Here is a 20,068-nt window from a genome sequence, read left to right as displayed (position 1 = left end):
TTCTGGACGCCCCTCCAGCGCCCCGCATAGGCTCATGGCTCATGAGCATCAGCGTGGTCGCCATCGGCAAGAAGCATGAGAAGTGGGCTGTGGACGGCATTGAGCGGTACACCCAGCGCCTGCGCAAGCCCTATGACCTCAGCTGGAAGCTGCTTCCCCACTCCTCCCGCGACGGTGAGGCCGCCCGCGCCGAGGAGTCCGGGCGCATCCTGGGCACCATCAAGCCGCAGGACCACGTGGTGCTGCTGGACGAACGCGGCAAGAACATCGACTCGCCTGCCCTGGCGAAGCATCTGCAGAGCCAGTTCGACCTGGGCCACCCGGTGGTCCTGGTGATCGGTGGCGCCTACGGGGTCGACCATGAACTGCATGCGCGCGCAGATTTCGTCTGGTCGCTCTCCAAGCTGGTCTTCCCACACCAGCTGGTTCGGATGGTCCTCGCCGAGCAGGTCTATCGGGCCCAGGAGATCTCCGGAGGAAGGCCGTACCACCATGTCTGAACCCACCCCGCCTGAGCACAACCCCGAGCGGCCCTCAGATGCCAGCCAGGACTACGACGTCGCCCGCGGGCCCGACGGTGAGTCCCTGCTTCCCCCGGTGGTGGGGATCCTCGGCGCGGGCCGGGCGGGCACCGCCTTCGCCCGGGCGCTGCTCGCCGCAGGCTTCGCGGTGGACATCTGTTCCACCCGGCCGCCGAAGGCGCTGCGCCACCACCTGAAGATCTACGCACCCGGGGCCACCGCCGTCGATGCTGAGGAGGTGCCCGCGCGTACCCGGCAGCATCCGCGCGGCATCGTCATCCTCGCGGTGCCGCAGGAGGAGCTCGATGAGCTTGACCCCGCGCTGGTGGACGGCTGCGTGCTGATCGATGCGACCAACACATGGCAGGACGAGCTGCTGCCGCCCTGGCTGCAGGCCGCCGTGGACGAGCAGCTGCCCACCTCTCTGGCCATCGCCGGACGTTTCTCCGGCGCGCGGGTGGTCAAGGCGCTCAACCACGTCGCTCACACCGAATTCGACGCCGCCGCCGCTCGCGACATGCCCCTCGACCAGCGTCGCGCCCTGGGTGTGGCCGGAGATGACGACGCCGCCCGGGGCTTGGTCATGGCGCTCATCTCCGCCATGGGCTTCGACCCGGTGTCCCTCGGACCGCTGGCCGCCGGACGGGTGCTGGAGCCGGAGGGCCCGGTGTTCAACCGGCCCGTGCGCCGAGCGGACCTGCTGCCCTACGCCCGATGAGATGCTGCGGGGCGAGGGTGCGACCGCCGCTGGAGTCGCGCCCAGATCCCACGGAGGCCGGTGCGCCGGCGCCCGCCGTCACCTCAACACAGCCTCGATGCGGCCCAGGGCCTCCCGCAACGTCTCTCTGGCACCGGGGGCGTCGAGGGCATGGCAGCTGACCTCGGTACGATCCTCCTGTCCCACGACCTGGACCACGATGGTTGAGGAACCAGCGGCTCCCGCTGCGAGCACGGCCAGAAACAGTCTGTCCTCCATGTCGTGACCGACCCCAGGCTGGTCTGATGGCAGGACATCGTCGACGAGCTCAGTCAGTGCCTCCTGACGCTGAACGCTCCCCTGCACGGGGAACACCACGTTCAAACCCACCACAGGAGTCAGGCGTGAACGGAGGGCCGCGGCATTGCCCAGCAGGCTGTCGGCCAGCGCCTGGCGGAGGACATCAGTCGGCAAGGCAGGAGAGGGGGCATCCTGGATCACGTCACCAGTCATGGACCGATCCTGCTCCAGGAATCTCCAGGCAGCAACCCCTGGGTGACGACGGCGGAGCGTCGCCGAACTCCCGACCGGCCTGCAGCTCTCCGCTCCGGCCGCTGCCCCGCAGTAGCATCGGCCTCCATGAGCACCATCTCCCATATCCTCATCGAAGCCGCCGACCCCGCGCCCTCAGAGCGCCTCTGGGAGGCCCTCGGCATCAGCGACCGAGTCCAGGTCCGGACCTCTGAGGCGGAGCCCGACGGCTTCCGGGGATTCACCGTGTCCCTGGTGGTCCCCGGCCCCTCCGACGTCGACGCCCTGATGGACACCGCCCAGGCCGCCGGCGCCACGGTCACGGATCCGGCGTCGAGATCCCTGTGGGGGTATGGCGGTGCGGTCCGCAGCGCCGACGGCACCTCGGTCACATTCGCCTCCTCGTCCAAGAAGGACTCCGGCGCTGCCACCGGTGTGCTGGAGCGGCTGATCCTGCAGCTCGGCGTCGACGATGTGGCCGCTACCCGGACGTTCTACACCGCACAGGGGCTGAGCGTGGGGACCAGCTACGGCAAGCGGTACGTGGAGTTCGAGACCGGATCCGTGACCCTCACCGCGGTGAGGAGGAAGACGGTGGCCAAGGTGGCCGGCGTGGATCCGACGAGCTCGGGCGCCCACCGGATGGCGATCGTCGGCGGCATCGGCCCGCTCACGGACCCGGACGGCTTCGTCTGGGAATCGCTCGAGGCCTGAGCCCTTCCCCGTCCCGAGGTAGGGGCCCAGCAGGCCGCGCGGACGCGTCAGCTCTCCTCGATACAGTGACGTCCATGGATGCCTCACCCGATCTGAAGGACGCGCTCGCGCCCTTCACCGCGCCGACCCGGGAGTGGTTCACCGCCTCCTTCGGCGCGCCGACCGCCGCGCAGGCCGGCGCTTGGGACGCGGTCTCCCAAGGTCGCCATGCCCTGGTGGTCGCGCCCACAGGTTCCGGAAAGACCCTCTCCGCGTTCCTCTGGTCTGTGGACAGGCTCTTCGCAGAGCCTGCCGAGGGCACCACGGTGCTCTACATCTCCCCGTTGAAGGCCCTCGGGGTGGACATCGAACGGAATCTGCGCAGCCCGCTGGTGGGCATCGCGCACACGGCGCGCCGCCTGGGCGAAGAGCCCGCCGAGATCACAGTAGGGGTGCGCACCGGAGACTCCACCTCCAAACAGCGCCGAGATCTGGTGCGCCGCCCTCCGAACATCCTGATCACCACCCCTGAGTCGCTGTACCTGATGCTGACCTCTCAGGCGCGACAGACGCTGACGGGGATCTCCACGGTCATCGTGGACGAGGTGCATGCCCTGGCCGGTACCAAGCGGGGAGCCCACCTGGCGGTGTCCCTGGAGCGGCTCGACGACCTGCTGGACTCCCCCGCCCAACGCATCGGCCTCTCCGCCACGGTGGAGCCCCGCGAGGAGGTCGCACGCTTCCTGGGAGGCCGGCAGCCGGTGGAGATCGTCGCGCCGCCGGCGGAGAAGCAGTGGGACATCACCGTGTCGGTTCCGGTGGAGGATCTGGCCAATCCGCACGGCCCGCTCCCCGGTCAGGACTCCGACGGCGCGGACTGGGCCGGGCTCGCTGAGCTCCCCGACGGCAGGCTCACCGACGGCGGGGGCACCCAGCCGCTGCAGCCCTCCGTCTGGCCGCATGTGGAACACAGGATCGTGGACCTGGTCGCCTCGCGCCGCTCCACAATCGTGTTCGTGAACTCCCGACGGCTGGCCGAGAAGCTCACCGGCCGGCTCAACGAGATCTGGCACGAACGGCAGCAGCCACACGACGCGGCGAGCGATGGCGGCGGTGGGGGCGGTGAAGTCGCCGGCGGCGCTGAGGGCGACGACGCGCCGCCTCCGGATCTGGCCCGTTCCCACCACGGCTCGGTCTCCAAGGAGCAGCGCAAGATCGTGGAGGAAGACCTCAAGGCCGGTCGGCTGCGCTGTGTGGTGGCCACATCCTCCCTGGAGCTGGGCATCGACATGGGCGCGGTGGACCTGGTCATCCAGGTGGAGGCCCCGCACGCCGTCTCCTCGGGACTGCAGCGCATCGGCCGCGCCGGTCACCAGGTGGGTGAGGTCTCGATGGGCTGGTTCTTCCCCAAGCACCGCGGGGATCTGGTGTCCACCGCCGTCGTCGTGGAGCGCATGCTGGCCGGGCAGATCGAGGCGCTGCACATCCCCCGCAATCCGCTGGACGTCCTGGCTCAGCAGACGGTGGCCGCCGTCGCACTGGACTCGCTGGACGTGGAGCACTGGTTCGAGACGCTGCGGCGCAGCGCACCGTTCTCCTCCCTGCCGCGCTCCGCCTATGAGGCCACGTTGGACCTGCTGGCCGGGAAGTACCCCTCCGACCGGTTCGCGGAGCTGCGGCCGCGCATCGTCTGGGACCGCGACGCCGGCACCCTGACAGGCCGCCCCGGCGCCCAGCGGCTCGCAGTGACCTCTGGCGGCACCATCCCGGACCGGGGCCTGTTCGGCGTGTATCTCGCCGGCGGCGAGGAGTCCGGCTCCGCGCGGACCGGAGGCCGTCGGGTCGGAGAGCTGGACGAGGAGATGGTCTATGAGTCCCGGGTGGGCGACGTCTTCGCCCTGGGGGCCACCAGCTGGAGGATCGAGGAGATCACCTTCGACCGAGTGCTGGTCACCCCAGCCTTCGGGCAGCCGGCCTCCCTGCCGTTCTGGCGCGGCGACGGGCTGGGACGTCCCGCGGAGCTGGGTGAGGCGCTGGGGCGGTTCCACCGGGAGGTCCACACCGAGGACGACGACGCCGTCGGCGCCCGCCTGCGCGCACTGGGCATGGATCTCTGGGCCCGGGAGAACCTGATCCGGTACCTGGCCGAGCAGCAGGAGGCCACCGGCACCCTGCCCTCGGACACCGCCCTGGTGGTGGAGCAGACCCGCGATGAGCTGGGCGATTGGCGGATCATCCTCCACTCTCCCTATGGCATGCAGGTCCATGCGCCATGGGCGCTGGCGGTGGGCGAACGCCTGCACGAGCGCTACGGGCTGGACGGCTCGGCGCTGGCCTCCGACGACGGCATCGTGCTGCGGGTGCCGATGATGGACGACGATCCCCCAGGGGCGGAGCTGTTCCGGTTCGAGCCTGAGGAGCTGGAGGAGGTCGTGACCGCTCAGGTCAGCTCCTCGGCGCTGTTCGCCGGACGTTTCCGGGAGGCCGCTGCGCGCGCGCTGCTGCTGCCGCGGCAGAACCCGGGCCAGCGCACCCCGTTGTGGCAGCAGCGCCAGCGGTCCTCCCAACTGTTGGAGGTCGCCTCCGGGCACCCGGACTTCCCGATGATCATGGAGGCCATGCGGGAGGTCCTGCAGGACGTCTATGACATGCCCGCACTGCTGGAGGTGATGGGCCGGATCGGCCGACGGCGCATCCGGATGGTGGAGGCCACCACCCAGCGGCCTTCGCCGTTCGCCCAGTCGATCCTCTTCGGCTACATCGCCCAGTACCTCTATGAGGGTGATTCCCCGCTGGCGGAACGGCGGGCGGCCGCCCTGTCGGTGGACCCGGAGCTGCTCGGCGAGCTGCTGGGCCGGGTGGAGCTGCGGGACTTCCTGGACGCCGGCATCATCGCCGACGCGGTGGCCCACGCGCAGCGTCTGGCACCGTCACGGCGACTGCGCGGCAAGGAGGGGGCCGCGGATCTGCTGCGCCTGTTGGGACCGCTGAGCGCCGAGGAGCTGGCGGCGCGCCTGCGCGGGTCCGAGGCCGAGGCGCCGGCAGTGGATGACGAAGGACTCGCGGAGGGCCCGGAGATGCCCGCCTTGGACGTGGCCGCCGCCCGGGACCATGCCGAGTCGCTGGTGGGGGCGCAGCGGGCGTTCCGCGTGCGGTGGCGCGGAACGGAGCGCTATGCCGCGGTGGAGGACGCCTCACGGCTGCGTGACGGGCTCGGCGTCCCTCTGCCTCCGGGCATCCCTCAGGTCTTCCTGGATCCGGTCGAGGACCCGCTGGAGGACCTGGTCTCCCGCTACGCCCGGACCCATGGCCCCTTCACCACGGAGGAGGCCGCTGCGGAGCTGGGACTGGGGGCCGCCGTCGTCGCCGGGGTGCTGGAACGGCTGGCCGATCAGGCCAGGCTGGTGCGAGGGCTGTTCCGCCCCGATGTGGAGCCGGACCGCATGGCACCGGGCCAGTCCGAGTGGTGTGAGGTGGAGATGCTGCGCCGCATCCGCCGTCGTTCCCTGGCCGCTCTGCGGGCCGAGGTGGAGCCGGTCCCGCCGCGGGCCTTCGCCCAGTTCCTTGCGGAGTGGCAGTCGGTCACCCCGCAGACACGCATGGAGGGGCAGGGAGCCCTGACGGAGGTCCTCGCCCAGCTCTCCGGCGTCGCCGCGCCGGCCAGCGCCTGGGAGGCGTTCATACTCCCTGCCCGGATCCGGGACTATCGCCCGTCGATGCTCGACGAGCTGGTCAGCGCCGGGGAGGTGGTGGTGGCCGGTCGGGGGGCCCTGTCCGGGCACGACGGGTGGGTCGCCCTGCACCCACGCGAAGACGCCGAGGCGGGCCTGCTCGTGCGGGCCGACCACACGCCCACGGCGCTGCAGCGCTGGATCCTGGAGATCCTCGACGGCGGCGGCGCCTGGTTCCCCGAGGCGCTGGCCGATCAGCTGGCTCGGAGACGCCCCGCCGAGACCGCGGACGCCCGTGGTGAGGGTGGAATCGATGCTGCGGGCGAGGCCAGCGCCGCCAGTGACGGCGAGCCCGTGAGCACATCGGCTGAGAAGGTCTCGGAGGCGCTCTGGGAGCTGTTCTGGGCAGGACGCGTGGTCCCGGACAGCTTCTCCGCGATCCGCGGGATGCTCACCGGCGGGCGGACGGCGCACAAGGCCACCGCCCGGCCCACGCGGAGTCGGCACACCTCGCGTCGCATGGCGCTGCGTCAGGCGGTGGAGGCGCGCCGGTCGCTGCGCGGCGTCTCCGCCGGTGCCCGGACTCCGGGGGGCCGGGGCGCACCCGGCCAGCCCGCGGGCGTGCGGTGGTCCTCCGCGCCCGGGGCCGCGGACGGGTCCGCGGCCGAGCAGCAGACCACCCTGGCCTACGCCCGGGCGGAGATCCTGCTGGACCGCTACGGCGTGGTGACCCGCGGCTCGGTGCTCGCCGAGCAGCAGACCGGTTCCCCTGGGACAGGGACCGCGCCCGGCGCGTCATCCGGGACGGCGTCCGGCCTGTCATCCGAGAGGGTGCGCGCCGTCTCGCCGCTGTCCGGAGGCTTCGCCGCCGTCTACAAGGTGCTCGCCGCCGCGGAGGACGCCGGGCAGGTGCGTCGCGGCTATTTCATCGAGCAGCTCGGTGCCGCCCAGTTCACCACCTCCGCCACCATCGATTCTCTGCGTGCCACCGCCGACGCCCTCGAGGACCGGGCGGCCTCTGAGGCCTCCCCGGGACCCTCCGGGACCACGCACGGCACCCGCTCCGCTGACCACCCTGGCGGCGGGCCGCGTTCCGCCTGGGAGCACTCCTCCCCCAACCCGGTGGACCCGGAGACCGCCCGAGAGGTGCTGGTCCTGGCGGCCACCGACCCGGCCAACGCCTACGGCGCCGCCCTGGATTGGCCCGCCCTGGAGGACAGCCGACACCGTCCGGGACGCAAGGCCGGCGCCGTCGTCGTGCTCCACCGCGGCGAGCTCCTGCTGTACATGGAGCGGGGCGGCCGGACTCTGCTGGTGTTCACCGAGGAGGAGCACCTGCTGGAGGCCGCCGCGCAGGCGCTGGTCGAGCGCCTGCGCCAGGCCCGCACCGGCCGCGTGGCCGTGGAACGTGTCAACGGGCAGCCGGTGCTCGGCACCCGGCTCGGGGACGCCCTGCGCCGTGCAGGTTTCCACTCCTCACCGTCGGGGCTGAGGTTTTCCGGTTAGGCTGATGCCATGACTCTCTGCCTTCCGTTCCTGATGTTCCAAGGTCAGGCCCAAGAGGCCATCGACCTCTACCTGGAGACGTTCCCGGACGCCGAGCTCATCGAGATCCAGCACCACCCCGAGGGGACCGAGATCTTCGACGCAGGCAACGGCGACGAGGACGAGGTCGCCGAGGTCGAGGAGGACACGGCGAGTGAGGAGCACGAGGGCGCCCCGGCCGACGAGACAGACCTCGATGCCGATGACGACACCGATGACGAGGGCGGCGTCGAGCATGACGACGCCGAAGGGACGGCCCCGGACGAGGGCGACACCTCAGCGGGCGACGGCGCTGGGACGCCCACCGACGAAGACCCCTCGCCGGCCACCGGCACGGACCTGACCACGGTGGATGCCGAGGCGACGCCCGCGGCCCCCACCCGGCTGGTCGCCACCGCCCAGGTGCTCGTGGGTGGACAGGTGCTGATGATCCAGGACAGCCTGGTGCGGCACGAGTTCAGCTTCACACCGTCGGTCTCGGTGGCCGTGGTGGTGGACACCACCACCGAGTTCGACGAGATCGTGGAGAAGCTCAGCGAGGGCGGCAGCTTCCTCATGGAGCCCGGCGACTACGACTTCGCGAAGAACTTCGCCTGGGTGCAGGACCGCTTCGGCATGTCCTGGCAGGTCAACCACCCGCTGACCGCACCCGACGAGAACATCGCCCAGGCCCAGGCCCCCGACTGGGGCTGAGCCCGCAGTCGCAGGCGGCTCGGCGACGGCCGAGCGGCCGGGTTCGGCGTGCTCAGCTCAGACGGTACGCTGGTCAGGTGGCTCAGACGTCTCCCCTCCCCGTTCGCGACGGGGTCAATGCCACCCGCCTACGGCTCCCTCGCACCGGCCCCTGGGAGACCATCCACGACTACGTGCTGGAGACCTTCGGCCACATCGACCACGGCGGCATCACCCGCAGGTTCGACGACGGCGAGGTCGTCGATGCCGCAGGCCGGCCGTTGACGACCTCCACCCCGCTGGGCGCCTGCGAGTTCCTCTGGTACTACCGATCCGTCAGCGACGAGCGTCCGCTGCCCGTGACCGAGGAGATCCTCCACGAGGACGAGCACCTGGTGGCGGTCGACAAGCCGCACTTCCTGCCCACCACCCCGGCGGGCCGATACGTCCAGGAGTCCCTGCTGGTGCGCCTGCGCCGCCGCCTCGACCTTCCCGACCTCGTTCCGATCCACAGACTGGACCGGGGCACCGCCGGCGTCGTGATCTTCTCCAAGGAACCCAGCACCCGTGGGGCCTACCAGCTGCTGTTCGAGAACCGGCAGGCGGACAAGACCTATGAGTGCGTCAGCGCCCTGCCCACCGAGCCGCAGCACCAGCTGAGGTCCAAGGATGGTGGTCCCCCGTCGTTCGCCTCCCGGTTCCCGCTGACCGTGCGCAACCGCATCACCAAGACCAAGGGCGTCGTGGTCTCCGAGCTGCAGCCCTATGAGGTCGCCGACTCCGGCAGACGCCCGCAGGATCGTCGCGCCCCGAGGCGCGGGCGCCGGCGCACCACTCCGGTGCCCGGGCCCAACGCCTCCTCGCGCATCGAGCTGCTGAGCACCGGCCGGAACCGAGCCGGGGACGCCGTCGGGCACTTCCGGCTGATCCCGCACACCGGCAAGACCCACCAGCTGCGCATCCACATGGCCCTGCTGGGACTGGGCATCCTGCACGACCGCTTCTACCCGGAGCTGCTCGACGACGCTCCCGACGATTTCGACCGCCCGCTGCAGCTGCTGGCCCGCACCCTGAGCTTCATCGATCCCCTCAGCGGGGAGCCCAGGACGTTCACCTCCCGCCGGTCGCTGGTGGAAGCACCGACGACGAACCCCCTGGAGGCAGCCCCGTGGACGGACTGATCGCTGCAGCCCAGGCCCTGGACGACCCTCAGCTGCTCGAGGAGTGGGGCTGGTGGTACTTCGCCGCGCAGCTGATGGCCGTGGCGTTCACCGCCTTCGTGCCGCCCTTCCCCTCCGAACTGATGGTGATCGCCTCCGGGTCCATGGCAGCCGAGGGGCTGATGCCCCTGGGCCTCGTGCTCGCCGTGACCACGCTGGGCTGTCTGCTGGGCGACATCGGCGTCTACCTGCTGTTTCGGTACCAGCTGATCCGGGTGCTGCACCGGTGGAAATGGGGACGGCTCATCCACCGCAAGCTGCTGCGCCTGTCCATCAGAGCCGGCGGGGCCTCCACCTGGGTGGGGCTGCTGCTGATCCGAGCGATCCCCGGCGGCCGCTGCGCCTCCATGGCCACCGCCGGCATGATGCGGCTGACCTGGCCGTTCCTCGTGCCGCTCGCCCTCGCCGGGGCCGTGACCTGGTCGTTGTGGCTGGTCGGGCTAGGTTACATTACGGGAACAACTACGGGACTCCCCCCGTGGGCGAGCACGGTCGCCGCCGTCGCAGTAGGTACTCTGGTGGGGTTGATCATCGCCGTGGTCTCCGCGCGACGGCGACGATCACGTGCGAGTTCGGCCTGAGCCTCGGCAGAGGGCTGCTGGCCGGTTCCGCACGCCTGACACAGCTGGACCTCCGCTGTCCCGCACATCCTGTTCCTCACGAGGGGAGAACGCACCGTGACTGACCGGTCCTCAGAGTATTCACCGTCGGTCACCGCCCCTGCAGAAGAGCACCCCGAGCCGCATCCTGATGAGCTCCAGGGCGCCGACGAGCAGGGAACCGACGAGCAGATCGACGACGAACAGGGCGCCGACGAGCCAGTCGACGAACCTGGCGACGAGGCGACCGCCGACGACGCCGCAGCGGATCCTGGACAGGACAGCGAGTCCGGCGCCGAAGCCGATGACCTGGAGGCTCCCGCCGAGTCCGGAGTGATCGGCGCGGAGGCCGCCGCCCACGAGATCACTGAGCCCGCCCAGCACGAGCCCGCCCCGTCCGAGCCCGCGGATCCGACGTCAGAGTCGGACGTGACCGGGCCCGAGAGCGCACAGCCCGACGACGACGGCGCTGCTCGTGACTCCGAGGCGGGCCCCGGCACTGACACGCAGCCGGCAGTGTCCTCGGACACCGGTGAGGTGCGGATGAGCCGCCCGACTCCTGTGCTTCCTCCCGAGGCCCGCCCGGAAGAGAAGGAGGCCGGGCTCAGCGAGTTCTTCGACACCCTGGACGCGCGTTTCGCCGCGGCCACGGAGAAGCTCGCGCACGCCTTCCGCCGGCCCGAGCCCGGGGAGCAGATCGCCGCTCCCCTGGACCCGCGCCGAGCCCAGGGCCATGTGGTGGACCCCGATTCCGACGGGGAGGGCGCCCTGGAGGAGCAGGCACTCCCCCAGGACGTCGATGACGCCTGGACCGGGCAGGACTGGACCCACCAGGACTGGACCCACGACGACTGGCCCGCCCAGGACTGGACGCACCAGAGCTGGAACCCCCAGGCAGAGGCCGACCCTGACGCCGACCAGCCCCACGCCGACCAGCCCCACGCCGACCAGCACGAGCCGTCGGTGGCTGCGCCGCCGACCGCCGTCGCCGAGGACACCGACCGCCCAGCACCGGATGCCGCGACTGATGCCTCCCAGGGGGCCGCAGAGCCGGAGGCCACGGCCCAGGACCTGCCACCGCACCTGGAGGAGGACGAGGCCGACGACGTCGACCTCCCCGACGAGCAGACGGCCTCCGAGCTGGACTCCTACACGCAGCGGGCGCAGGAGCATCCCCCGCTGCCGACGTCAGACATCCTGCCGGACGAGGATGCCACCATGGTCACGCTGCCGCCGATCGACGCCCAGACCGGCGACCCGCGCACCAGCCGGATCCCCCTGCCGCGACCGCCCAAGCATGACGGCCGCCCGCTCCCCTGGGAGGCTCGGGAGCAGGAGGCCGAGGAGACGCGCCTGCAGGATGCCAGCGCCGCCCGTCGGCGCGCCGTGATCATGGAGAAGGCCGCCGCCATTGAGGCCGCCACCGACCATGAGGACGACGACGCGGACGAGTACGCGGATGACGAGGAGGACCTGTACACCTACATCCCGCCGTACAACCTCCCCTCCCGGGACCCCGACCCGCGGCCGGGAGCCGTCGACCTGGCTCGCCAGATCTTCGTCAGCGTCAGTGCGGTGGCCGCGCTGGCCTCCGCACTGTGGATGCTGGGAGCCTTCGGCGGTCCGGCCATCATCGGGGGCAACGGACTCGAGACCCTGGTGGACGGCTGGTATTCGGGCGACGCCGCGCTGCTGACCCCCGACGCCGGTCACTACTGGCTCTGGCCGGTCATCGCGCTGGGACTGCTGGGACATGCGGTCCATCAGTGGACCACCACACAGATCTCGACTCCCCGGCAGCGTCGCTCGGGCTGGCTGGTCGGCATCGCCTCGGTGATGATGCTGGTCTGGACGGCCGCCGTGCACGCGGGCATGCTCGCCGTCGCTGTGCTGGCCGCACTGGCCGCGGCCCTGGCCCTGGTGGACGCCGTCCGTCAGTTCACGCTCCATACCGCGCGGAACACCATCGAGCGCCGCTTCACCGACTCCACGGTGGGGCTGTTCACCGGCTGGGCCCTGGTCGGGGCGATGTCCTCCGTCTCGGCCGCCCTGACCGCCATGGGCGTTCGGATCCCCGGCTTCCCGGCGATCCTTTGGGCCATGATCGGCCTGGTGGTATGCATCTGGATCGCCGCGTTCTACGCCATGACGGAGCGCGGCCGGATGACCATCGCGCTCGGCCTCGGCTGGGGCATGTTCTGGCTCGTGTTCCCCCGTCTGCTCTCCGAGACGCCCTCGGTGTGGGTGGCGATCGGGGCGGCCATGGGCGCCTTCGTGGTCATCCTGGCCACCGAGTCCCGACGGCACCGGATCAATCACGCGGAACGCCGCGCGGCCATGGGCCGCCCGGTGGACGACATCATCTGACACCGTCCGGCATACTCATCCGGCGTGCCCAGGGTGCGCCCATGGGCGGAGAGGCCCGGGGTGCGGTATGAATGGACTATGAGCGTGCGCACCCCCGATCCCAACCCGGGATGGCTGAACGAGGCAGACCTCTACGAGGCTCGCCGTCGACTCCCCATGGTCTACGTGGAGGCCATCCCAGTCCGCCAGGACTCCCTGGGCTATGTCACCGAGGTCGGGCTGCTCTACACGGCCGATGACGACGGCCGCTTCTACCGCACGGTGGTCTCCGGTCGCGTGATGTACCGGGAGACGATCCGGGCAGCCCTGCTGCGGCACATCGAGAAGGACCTCGGCTCCCTGTGTCTGCCGCAGATCCCGCCGTCGCCGACACCCTTCACCGTGGCGGAGTACTTCCCCTACCCGAGCGAGACCGGGCTGGTGGACGACCGGCAGCATGCCGTCTCCCTGGCCTACGTGGTCCCGGTCTCCGGCGAGTGCCAGCCCCGCCAGGATGCCCTCGAGCTGTCCTGGCTCTCTCCGGAGCAGGTGCTCAGCGACGAGGTCCAGGGAGAGTTCGTCGGCGGACGCGGTCAGCTGGTCCGCCAGGCCCTGGCGCACGTCGGCTTCGCCGGCTGACCGTCCTCCTCCGCGGCACCCGGGCGGCTGACGTCGCCACTTGCCCCCCCGCGCCCTCCCTTCCCCCGCCCTCCCCTCACACTGAGTTGGTCCGGAGTTGTGGAAACTCGAGTCGAACGAGCCGAGTACCCACAACTCCAGACCAACTCACCGCTCCTCAGTGACCACTGACGCAATATGTCTTGACATTAGAACATCCACGCGACAGAGTGGTGCACACCACGTCATCACCAGCTCGTCGCCGCCACCGGCCGACGACGTCGAGGAGGCCGCAGTGACCACCACTCCCGCCCGCACCCCCAGCACCGCCGAGGACGGCACCCGCTCTCCCATCCTCATCGGCACCGCCCCGGACTCGTGGGGCGTCTGGTTCCCGGACGACCCGCAGCAGACCCCCTGGGAGCGGTTCCTCGACGAGGTGGTGGAGGCGGGCTATCACTGGATCGAGCTCGGCCCCTACGGATACCTGCCCACCGACGCTTCCCGCCTGGCCGATGAGCTCTCCGCCCGGGATCTGAAGGTCTCCGCCGGAACGGTCTTCACCGCCTTCCACCGCGCCGGGGCCGACGAGCGCCAGGCCACCTGGGATCAGATCCACCGCGTCGCCGAGCTGACCTCCGCTGTGGGCGGGGAACACATCGTGGTCATTCCGGCCATGTGGCGCGACGACGTCACCGGCGAGGCGGTGGAGCCCGGAACCCTCGACGCCGACGGCTGGCGACGCCTGGCCGAGGGCCACGACGAGCTGGGCGCGGTGCTCGAAGAGAAGTACGGCCTGGCCCAGCAGTTCCACTCCCACGCGGACTCCCATGTGTGCTCCATGGACGAGATCCTCCGTTTCTTGGAGGAGACCGACCCACAGCGGGTCAGCCTGTGCCTGGACACCGGGCATGCCGAGTACGGCGGTGCCTCCTCCGCCGAGCTCATCCGGCGCCATCCGGACCGCATCGGCTACCTGCACCTGAAGCAGATCGACCCGGAGGTCATGGAGGTCGTCCGCCGCGACGACCTCACCTGGGCCGCCGCCAACAAAGCCGGTGTCATGGTCGAACCGCCCGGCGGCCTTCCGGACCTCTCCGAGGTCATCGATGAGCTCGAGCAGCTCGGCCGCTCCTTCTTCGGCATCGTCGAACAGGACATGTACCCGGTGACGTCCTTCGACGACCCCCTGCCGATCGCCGCTCGCACCCGGAAGCACCTCTGCGGCTGCGGCTCCCGCACGCGCATCCGCTGACGGGGCCGGAGCCGCAGACGAAGCCGCAGACGAAGCCGCAGACGCAGCGCACCGAATCTCCTCACAGCAGACCCCACATCACTCCTGGCACACCCGAAGGAGCACCCATGACCCACGAGCTCATCACGATGGGACGCATCAGCGTCGACATCTACCCTGACGACATCGGCGTCGGCCTGGCCGACGTCACCCGCTTCGGCAAGTACCTGGGCGGTTCGCCGGCGAACGTGGCCGTGGCCGCCGCCCGGCACGGACGACGCACCGCGGTGATCACCCGCACCGGGGACGACCCCTTCGGCGAGTTCCTCCACCAGGAGCTGCGGCGCTACGGCGTCGACGACCAGTGGGTCACAGCGGTGCCGGAGCTGCAGACCCCGGTCACCTTCTGCGCCATCCGGCCGCCCGAGGACTTCCCGCTCTACTTCTATGGACGCTCCCCCAGCGCCCCGGATTGGGAGATCGAGGCGAACGAGCTCGACACCGATGCCATCGCCGCGGCCCGGATCTTCTGGTCGACCGTCACCGGGCTCTCCCGCCCACGTTCCCGCCAGGCGCAGGTCACCGCCCACGAGGCCCGCCCGCAGGCCTCGCTGACGCCTGGCCAGCACACGGTCCTGGACCTCGACTACCGTCCCATGTTCTGGGACTCGGTGGAGCAGGCTCGAGAGCAGGTCGCCCGGATCCTGCCGCATGTCACCGTGGCGGTGGGCAACTCCGAGGAGTGTGCGGTGGCCGTGGGCGAGGGCACCCCGGACGACCAGGCGGACCGCCTGCTGGAGGCCGGAGTGAAGCTCGCCGTCGTCAAACGAGGCTCCGACGGCGTCATGGCCGCCACCGCCGAGGAGCGGGTGGTCTCCAAGCCGCTGCCGGTGGAGACCGTCAACGGGCTCGGCGCCGGTGACTCCTTCGGCGGCGCGCTGGTCCACGGCCTGCTCGCCGGATGGCCGCTGGAGCAGGTCCTGGACTACGCCAACGCCGCCGGCGCCCTGGTCGCCACCCGGATCGCCTGCTCCGATGCGATGCCCACCCCCGACGAGGTCACCGCGTTGCTGGCCGAACGCGGCCGCCCCGTCCCCCAGGAGGTCCGGGCATGAGCCGCACCGACCCGCCCCGCACCTCCGAGGCGCTGACCCCGGTCCACCAGCTGCGCCGCGAGATCTCCCCTCCGCAGAGCACATCGCCCGACGACGAGGATCCGCGCCGCTATGAGCCGCTCACCCGCCTCCGACTGGAGCACCCGGAGTCCGTGGCGGCCGCCGCGCAGTCCCGACGACGTCACCCAGGCCCGGTGCACGGACGACAGAGCTTCATCATCGCCGCAGACCATGCCGCCCGCGGCGCCTTGGCGGTGAAGTCCGATCCGCAGGCCATGGCGGACCGGCGCCGGCTGCTCGACCGCCTCCGCGTCGCCCTGGCCCACCCGAAGGTGGACGGCGTGCTGGCCTCCCCCGACGTGCTCGACGACCTGCTGCTGCTGGGCGCCCTGGACGGCAAGCTGATCTTCGGCTCCATGAACCGAGCCGGCCTGCCGGGCCTGGTCAATGAGATCGATGACCGCTTCACCGGGCACACCGCCTCAGCCCTGCGTGCCCTCGGGGCAGACGGCGGGAAGATGCTCACCCGGATCGCCTTCGACGACGCCGCCACCACCTCGGTGCTGGAGAGCACCGCCCAGGCGGTGGACCAGCTGCACGCCGACGGACTGATCGCCATGGTGGAGCCGTTCATCTCCCGCACCGAGGCCGGCCGCGTGGTCAACGACCTCTCCACCGAGGCGGTCATCCAGTCGGTGGCCATCGCCCAGGGGCTCGGTGCCAGCTCAGCGCGCACGTGGATGAAGCTGCCGGTGGTCGAGGACATGGAGCGCGTCATGGCCGCCACCACGCTGCCCACGGTCCTGCTCGGCGGAGACCCCTCCGGGCGCACCGACGAGGTCCTGGAGACCTGGCGCCGCGCCCTGGCGCTTCCGGGCGTGCAGGGACTCACGGTGGGCCGGACCCTGCTCTACCCTGACGGCGGTGACGTCGCCGCCGCCGTCGACGCCGCCGCCTCGCTGCTCAACGACAGCACACCCGGCGGCTCACCCGACGCCACAGATCCTGCACCGACCGGAGGACTCGCCCCGGCCGGCGCCACGAAGGAGGACCGATGACCACCCGTGAGATGTCCGTGGCCCAGGCCACCGTGGAGTTCCTCGCCAACCAGCGCACCGTGGACGTCGTCGACGGCGTCCGGACCGAGGTCCGCACGATCCCCGGCATGCACGGGATCTTCGGTCACGGCAATGTCGCCGGCGTCGGGCAGGCGCTGAAGCAGGCGCAGACTCTGGCGCCGGGGCTGATGCCCTACCACCAGGGCCGCAACGAGCAGGCCCTGGTCCACCAGGCCGTGGGTTATGCCCGGCACACCCGCCGCCGACAGACCTACGCGGTCACCGCCTCCATCGGACCCGGCTCCACCAATATGGCCACCGGCGCCGCCCTGGCGACGACCAACCGCCTTCCGGCCCTGCTGCTGCCGTCTGACGAGTTCGCCACCCGCGCCCCGGATCCGGTGCTGCAGCAGCTGGAGCTCCCCCATGCCTATGACGTCACCTGCGCGGACCTGTTCCGCCCGATCAGCCGGTACTTCGACCGCGTGCAGCGCCCCGAGCAGCTCTTCTCCGCCCTGCTGAACGGCATGCGGGTGCTGATGGACCCGGCGGAGACCGGTGCGGTGACCATCTCGCTGCCGCAGGACGTGCAGGCCGAACGCATCCTGGTGCCCGAGGAGTTCCTGGCACCTCGCGAATGGCGGATCCGCCGTCCCGCGCCCGAGGAGGTGGACCTCGCCGCCGCAGTGGAGGCCATCCGCGGGGCCCGGCAGCCGCTGATCATCGCCGGCGGGGGTGTGCACTACGGCTTCGCCACCGACGCGCTGCGCACGCTCGCCGAATCCACGGGCATCCCGGTCTCCTACACCCAGGCCGGGGTCGGCACGCTGCAGTGGGATCATCCGCTCTGCCTGGGGGCGATCGGCTCCACCGGATCCACCGCCTCCAACACCTACGCGCGGGACGCCGACGTCATCATCGGCATCGGCACTCGCTACGAGGACTTCACCACCGCCTCCATGACGGCCTTCCAACACCCAGGCGTACGATTCGTCAACATCAACGTCGCCTCCCTGGACGCCTACAAGATGGGTGCCGGCGTGCAGATCGTCGCCGACGCCGGCACCACGCTGCCCCTTCTGCGTGAGCGCCTGGAGTCGGTGGGCCACCACACCTCCGCAGAGGTCGCTGAGCTGGTGCGCCGGGAGAAGGCCCGCTGGGACGCCACCGTCGACGAGGCCTTCACCGTAAGGAACCAGCCGCTGCCGGCGCAGACCGAGATCATCGGGGCCGTCAACGAGGCCATGGACGCGCGCGACGTCGTCATCTGCGCGGCCGGATCCCTCCCCGGAGACCTGCACAAGCTCTGGCGGGCCGAGGACCCCTACGGCTACCACGTGGAGTACGCGTTCTCCTGCATGGGCTACGAGATCGCCGGCGGCCTCGGGGTCAAGCGCGCCGCCCTGGCCGAAGCCCAGGCCCAAGGGAAGGCCCCGGAGGACGGCCGCGACGTCGTCGTCATGGTCGGTGACGGCTCCTACCTGATGATGCACACCGAGCTGGTCACCGCCGTGGCCGAACGCATCAAGCTCATCGTGGTGCTGCTGCAGAACCACGGCTACGCTTCGATCGGCTCGCTGTCCGAATCCCTGGGCTCCCAGCGCTTCGGCACGAAGTACCGCTACCTGGAGGACCAGCGACGGTTCGACGGCGCCCATGAGCTGCCCATCGACATCGCCACCAACGCTGAGTCGCTCGGCGTCGACGTCATCCGCGTGGAACCGGGCGAGGACGCGATCGACCGGCTGAACGCCGCCGTCGCCGAGGCCAAGGCCCGCCCGGAGGACTCGGGCCCGGTGCTGATCCACATCACCTCCGATCTCTACCTCGACGCCCCCGGCTCCGAGTCCTGGTGGGACGTGCCGGTCACGGGCGTCTCCGAGCTGGACACCACACAGAACGCCTACCAGACCTACCGCGACCACAAGTCCCGGCAGCGGCAGCTGCTCGGCGACGGTCGCGACACCGACGAGAGGAACCACTGATGACCACCACCGAAACGACTTCCCAGACCGCTGACGGCCAGACCACTGACGGCCAGAGCGCCGGCGTCGCCGAGATCACCCACTGGATCGACGGCACCGCCGACGCCGGCCACGGCACCCGCCGCCAGGACGTGTTCAACCCTGCCACCGGTCAGGTCAGCGGCACCCTGCACCTGGGCGACGGCGAGGACCTGGAGAAGACCCTGCTGGCCGCGCGGCGCGCCGCCGACCTCTGGGCGGAGACCTCGCTGTCCAAGCGCATGGCCGTGCTGTTCCGATTCCGCGAGCTGGTGGCCTCCCACACCCAGGAGCTGGCCGCGCTGATCACCGCCGAGCACGGCAAGGTGCTCTCCGATGCCGCCGGGGAGGTCGCTCGCGGCCTGGAGGTCGTGGAGTTCGCCTGCGCGGCCCCGCAGACGCTGAAGGGCGACTACTCGGACCAGGTCTCCACAGGGATCGACGTCTTCTCCTTCCGGCAGCCCCTGGGTGTGGTCGCCGGAATCACTCCGTTCAACTTCCCCGTCATGGTGCCGCTGTGGATGGCTCCGGTGGCGATCGTGACCGGCAACGCGTTCGTGCTCAAGCCCTCGGAGCGGGACCCCTCGGCCTCCCTGCTGCTGGCCCAGCTGTGGAAGGAGTCCGGGCTGCCCGACGGCGTCTTCCAGGTGCTGCACGGCGACAAGGAGATCGTGGACGGCCTGCTGACCCATGAGCTGGTCGACGGCGTCTCCTTCGTGGGGTCCACTCCGATCGCGCAGTACGTCTATGAGACCGGCACCCGGCACGGCAAGCGCGTCCAGGCCCTCGGCGGGGCGAAGAACCACGCGGTGGTCCTGCCCGACGCCGACCTCGACCTCGCCGCCGATCACCTCTCGGCCGCGGCCTTCGGCTCCGCCGGCGAGCGCTGCATGGCGATCTCCGTGGCCGTGGCGGTGGGCGACGCGGCCGACGCCCTGGTGGAGAAGGTGGGCCAGCGCGCCCGGGACATCACCGTCGGTGACGGCACCCAGGCCGAGGCGGAGATGGGCCCGCTGATCACTCCGGCCTCCAAGGAGCGCGTGCAGCGCCTCGTGGGCGAGGCGGAGGCCGACGGCGCCGCCGTCGTCGTCGACGGGCGTGATCTGGTGGTGGACGGCCGGGAGGAGGGCTTCTTCGTGGGCCCGACCGTGCTGGACCGGGTCCAGGAGCACATGTCTGCCTATGAGCAGGAGATCTTCGGGCCGGTGCTCGCGGTGGTCCGCGTGGACACCCTGGAGGACGCGATCCGGGTGATCAACGCCAACCCGTATGGCAACGGCACCGCGATCTTCACCGGCTCCGGCAATGCGGCCCGCACGTTCCAGCGGCAGGTCACTGTCGGCATGATCGGGGTGAACGTGCCGATCCCGGTGCCGGCGGCCCAGCACTCCTTCGGCGGGTGGAAGGACTCGCTGTTCGGGGATCACCACATCTATGGCCCCGACGGCGTGCATTTCTACACGCGCGGGAAGGTCATCACCCAGCGCTGGCCGCATCAGCACGACGAGTCGACCGCGTCGCTGAACTTCCCGTCCAACGGCTGAG

Annotated in this window: 15 protein-coding genes; 14 read left to right on the top strand and 1 reads right to left on the bottom strand. The window is 70.8% G+C overall.

Annotated elements, in window-relative coordinates; genetic code table 11:
• Positions 1–41: 41 nt before the first annotated feature.
• Both Q7C18_RS12990 and Q7C18_RS12985 read left to right on the top strand, forming a co-directional pair.
• Positions 42–500, top strand: a complete 459-nt coding sequence (locus Q7C18_RS12990) for a 23S rRNA (pseudouridine(1915)-N(3))-methyltransferase RlmH (RefSeq protein ID WP_170922616.1) — start codon at positions 42–44, stop codon at positions 498–500.
• Positions 493–1,239 carry an NAD(P)-binding domain-containing protein gene (locus tag Q7C18_RS12985; protein ID WP_311025739.1) on the top strand — a complete coding sequence of 249 codons (747 nt, stop codon included), beginning with the start codon at positions 493–495 and terminating at the stop codon, positions 1,237–1,239. The genes Q7C18_RS12990 and Q7C18_RS12985 overlap by 8 nt, the downstream gene beginning before the upstream one ends.
• 78 nt (positions 1,240–1,317) lie before the next feature.
• Here Q7C18_RS12985 and Q7C18_RS12980 read toward each other — a convergent pair whose 3' ends face one another.
• Complete coding sequence (locus Q7C18_RS12980; RefSeq protein ID WP_311025738.1) at positions 1,318–1,731, bottom strand: hypothetical protein; 414 nt, start codon at positions 1,729–1,731, stop codon at positions 1,318–1,320.
• A gap of 126 nt (positions 1,732–1,857) precedes the next feature.
• Here Q7C18_RS12980 and Q7C18_RS12975 point away from each other — a divergent pair, with 126 nt between their 5' ends.
• The 12 genes from Q7C18_RS12975 (at position 1,858) to Q7C18_RS12920 (ending at position 20,067) form a co-directional block, all read left to right on the top strand.
• The gene (locus Q7C18_RS12975; RefSeq protein WP_311025737.1) at positions 1,858–2,463 is read left to right on the top strand and encodes a glyoxalase; all 606 of its coding nucleotides are present in this window, start codon (positions 1,858–1,860) and stop codon (positions 2,461–2,463) included.
• A gap of 74 nt (positions 2,464–2,537) precedes the next feature.
• Positions 2,538–7,619 carry an ATP-dependent helicase gene (locus Q7C18_RS12970; protein WP_311025736.1) on the top strand — a complete coding sequence of 1,694 codons (5,082 nt, stop codon included), beginning with the start codon at positions 2,538–2,540 and terminating at the stop codon, positions 7,617–7,619.
• Positions 7,620–7,628: 9 nt separating this feature from the next.
• The gene (locus Q7C18_RS12965; RefSeq protein ID WP_311025735.1) at positions 7,629–8,351 is read left to right on the top strand and encodes a VOC family protein; all 723 of its coding nucleotides are present in this window, start codon (positions 7,629–7,631) and stop codon (positions 8,349–8,351) included.
• 77 nt (positions 8,352–8,428) lie between these two features.
• Positions 8,429–9,511: a pseudouridine synthase gene (locus tag Q7C18_RS12960; protein ID WP_311025734.1), complete on the top strand. Its 1,083-nt coding sequence runs from the start codon at positions 8,429–8,431 to the stop codon at positions 9,509–9,511.
• Positions 9,499–10,131, top strand: a complete 633-nt coding sequence (locus tag Q7C18_RS12955; RefSeq protein WP_139827731.1) for a DedA family protein — start codon at positions 9,499–9,501, stop codon at positions 10,129–10,131. Before Q7C18_RS12960 ends, Q7C18_RS12955 begins: the two co-directional genes overlap by 13 nt.
• 96 nt (positions 10,132–10,227) lie before the next feature.
• Positions 10,228–12,516 (top strand): hypothetical protein, encoded by a 2,289-nt coding sequence (locus Q7C18_RS12950; protein WP_311025733.1) that lies wholly within the window; start codon positions 10,228–10,230, stop codon positions 12,514–12,516.
• 78 nt (positions 12,517–12,594) lie between these two features.
• Positions 12,595–13,134, top strand: coding sequence for an NUDIX hydrolase family protein (locus tag Q7C18_RS12945; RefSeq protein WP_070162639.1), 540 nt, complete (start codon positions 12,595–12,597; stop codon positions 13,132–13,134).
• 274 nt (positions 13,135–13,408) lie between these two features.
• Positions 13,409–14,368: a sugar phosphate isomerase/epimerase gene (locus Q7C18_RS12940; RefSeq protein WP_311025732.1), complete on the top strand. Its 960-nt coding sequence runs from the start codon at positions 13,409–13,411 to the stop codon at positions 14,366–14,368.
• A 107-nt stretch (positions 14,369–14,475) separates the two neighbouring features.
• Positions 14,476–15,462 carry a 5-dehydro-2-deoxygluconokinase gene (iolC, locus tag Q7C18_RS12935; protein ID WP_311025731.1) on the top strand — a complete coding sequence of 329 codons (987 nt, stop codon included), beginning with the start codon at positions 14,476–14,478 and terminating at the stop codon, positions 15,460–15,462.
• Entirely contained in the window at positions 15,459–16,520 is a 1,062-nt protein-coding gene (locus tag Q7C18_RS12930; protein WP_311025730.1) for a deoxyribose-phosphate aldolase, read from the top strand. Before iolC ends, Q7C18_RS12930 begins: the two co-directional genes overlap by 4 nt.
• Positions 16,517–18,505 carry a 3D-(3,5/4)-trihydroxycyclohexane-1,2-dione acylhydrolase (decyclizing) gene (gene iolD, locus Q7C18_RS12925; RefSeq protein ID WP_311025729.1) on the top strand — a complete coding sequence of 663 codons (1,989 nt, stop codon included), beginning with the start codon at positions 16,517–16,519 and terminating at the stop codon, positions 18,503–18,505. The genes Q7C18_RS12930 and iolD overlap by 4 nt, the downstream gene beginning before the upstream one ends.
• Positions 18,505–20,067 carry a CoA-acylating methylmalonate-semialdehyde dehydrogenase gene (locus Q7C18_RS12920; protein WP_311025728.1) on the top strand — a complete coding sequence of 521 codons (1,563 nt, stop codon included), beginning with the start codon at positions 18,505–18,507 and terminating at the stop codon, positions 20,065–20,067. Before iolD ends, Q7C18_RS12920 begins: the two co-directional genes overlap by 1 nt.
• The last annotated feature ends 1 nt before the right edge of the window (position 20,068 follow it).

The organism is Nesterenkonia sp. CL21 (genome assembly GCF_031705515.1).
Lineage (GTDB): Bacteria > Actinomycetota > Actinomycetes > Actinomycetales > Micrococcaceae > Nesterenkonia > Nesterenkonia aethiopica.
Note: the sequence above shows the minus strand (reverse complement) of the source record. Positions and strands in the feature narration are given on the sequence as shown.

Excerpts from the sequence above, each read along its gene's own strand:
- Q7C18_RS12990 (WP_170922616.1), top strand. The coding sequence starts at position 42 with ATGAGCATCAGCGTGGTCGCCATCGGCAAGAAGCATGAGAAGTGGGCT.
- Q7C18_RS12985 (WP_311025739.1), top strand. The coding sequence starts at position 493 with ATGTCTGAACCCACCCCGCCTGAGCACAACCCCGAGCGGCCCTCAGAT.
- Q7C18_RS12980 (WP_311025738.1), bottom strand. The coding sequence starts at position 1,731 with ATGACTGGTGACGTGATCCAGGATGCCCCCTCTCCTGCCTTGCCGACT.
- Q7C18_RS12975 (WP_311025737.1), top strand. The coding sequence starts at position 1,858 with ATGAGCACCATCTCCCATATCCTCATCGAAGCCGCCGACCCCGCGCCC.
- Q7C18_RS12970 (WP_311025736.1), top strand. The coding sequence starts at position 2,538 with ATGGATGCCTCACCCGATCTGAAGGACGCGCTCGCGCCCTTCACCGCG.
- Q7C18_RS12965 (WP_311025735.1), top strand. The coding sequence starts at position 7,629 with ATGACTCTCTGCCTTCCGTTCCTGATGTTCCAAGGTCAGGCCCAAGAG.
- Q7C18_RS12945 (WP_070162639.1), top strand. The coding sequence starts at position 12,595 with ATGAGCGTGCGCACCCCCGATCCCAACCCGGGATGGCTGAACGAGGCA.
- iolC (WP_311025731.1), top strand. The coding sequence starts at position 14,476 with ATGACCCACGAGCTCATCACGATGGGACGCATCAGCGTCGACATCTAC.
- Q7C18_RS12930 (WP_311025730.1), top strand. The coding sequence starts at position 15,459 with ATGAGCCGCACCGACCCGCCCCGCACCTCCGAGGCGCTGACCCCGGTC.
- iolD (WP_311025729.1), top strand. The coding sequence starts at position 16,517 with ATGACCACCCGTGAGATGTCCGTGGCCCAGGCCACCGTGGAGTTCCTC.
- Q7C18_RS12920 (WP_311025728.1), top strand. The coding sequence starts at position 18,505 with ATGACCACCACCGAAACGACTTCCCAGACCGCTGACGGCCAGACCACT.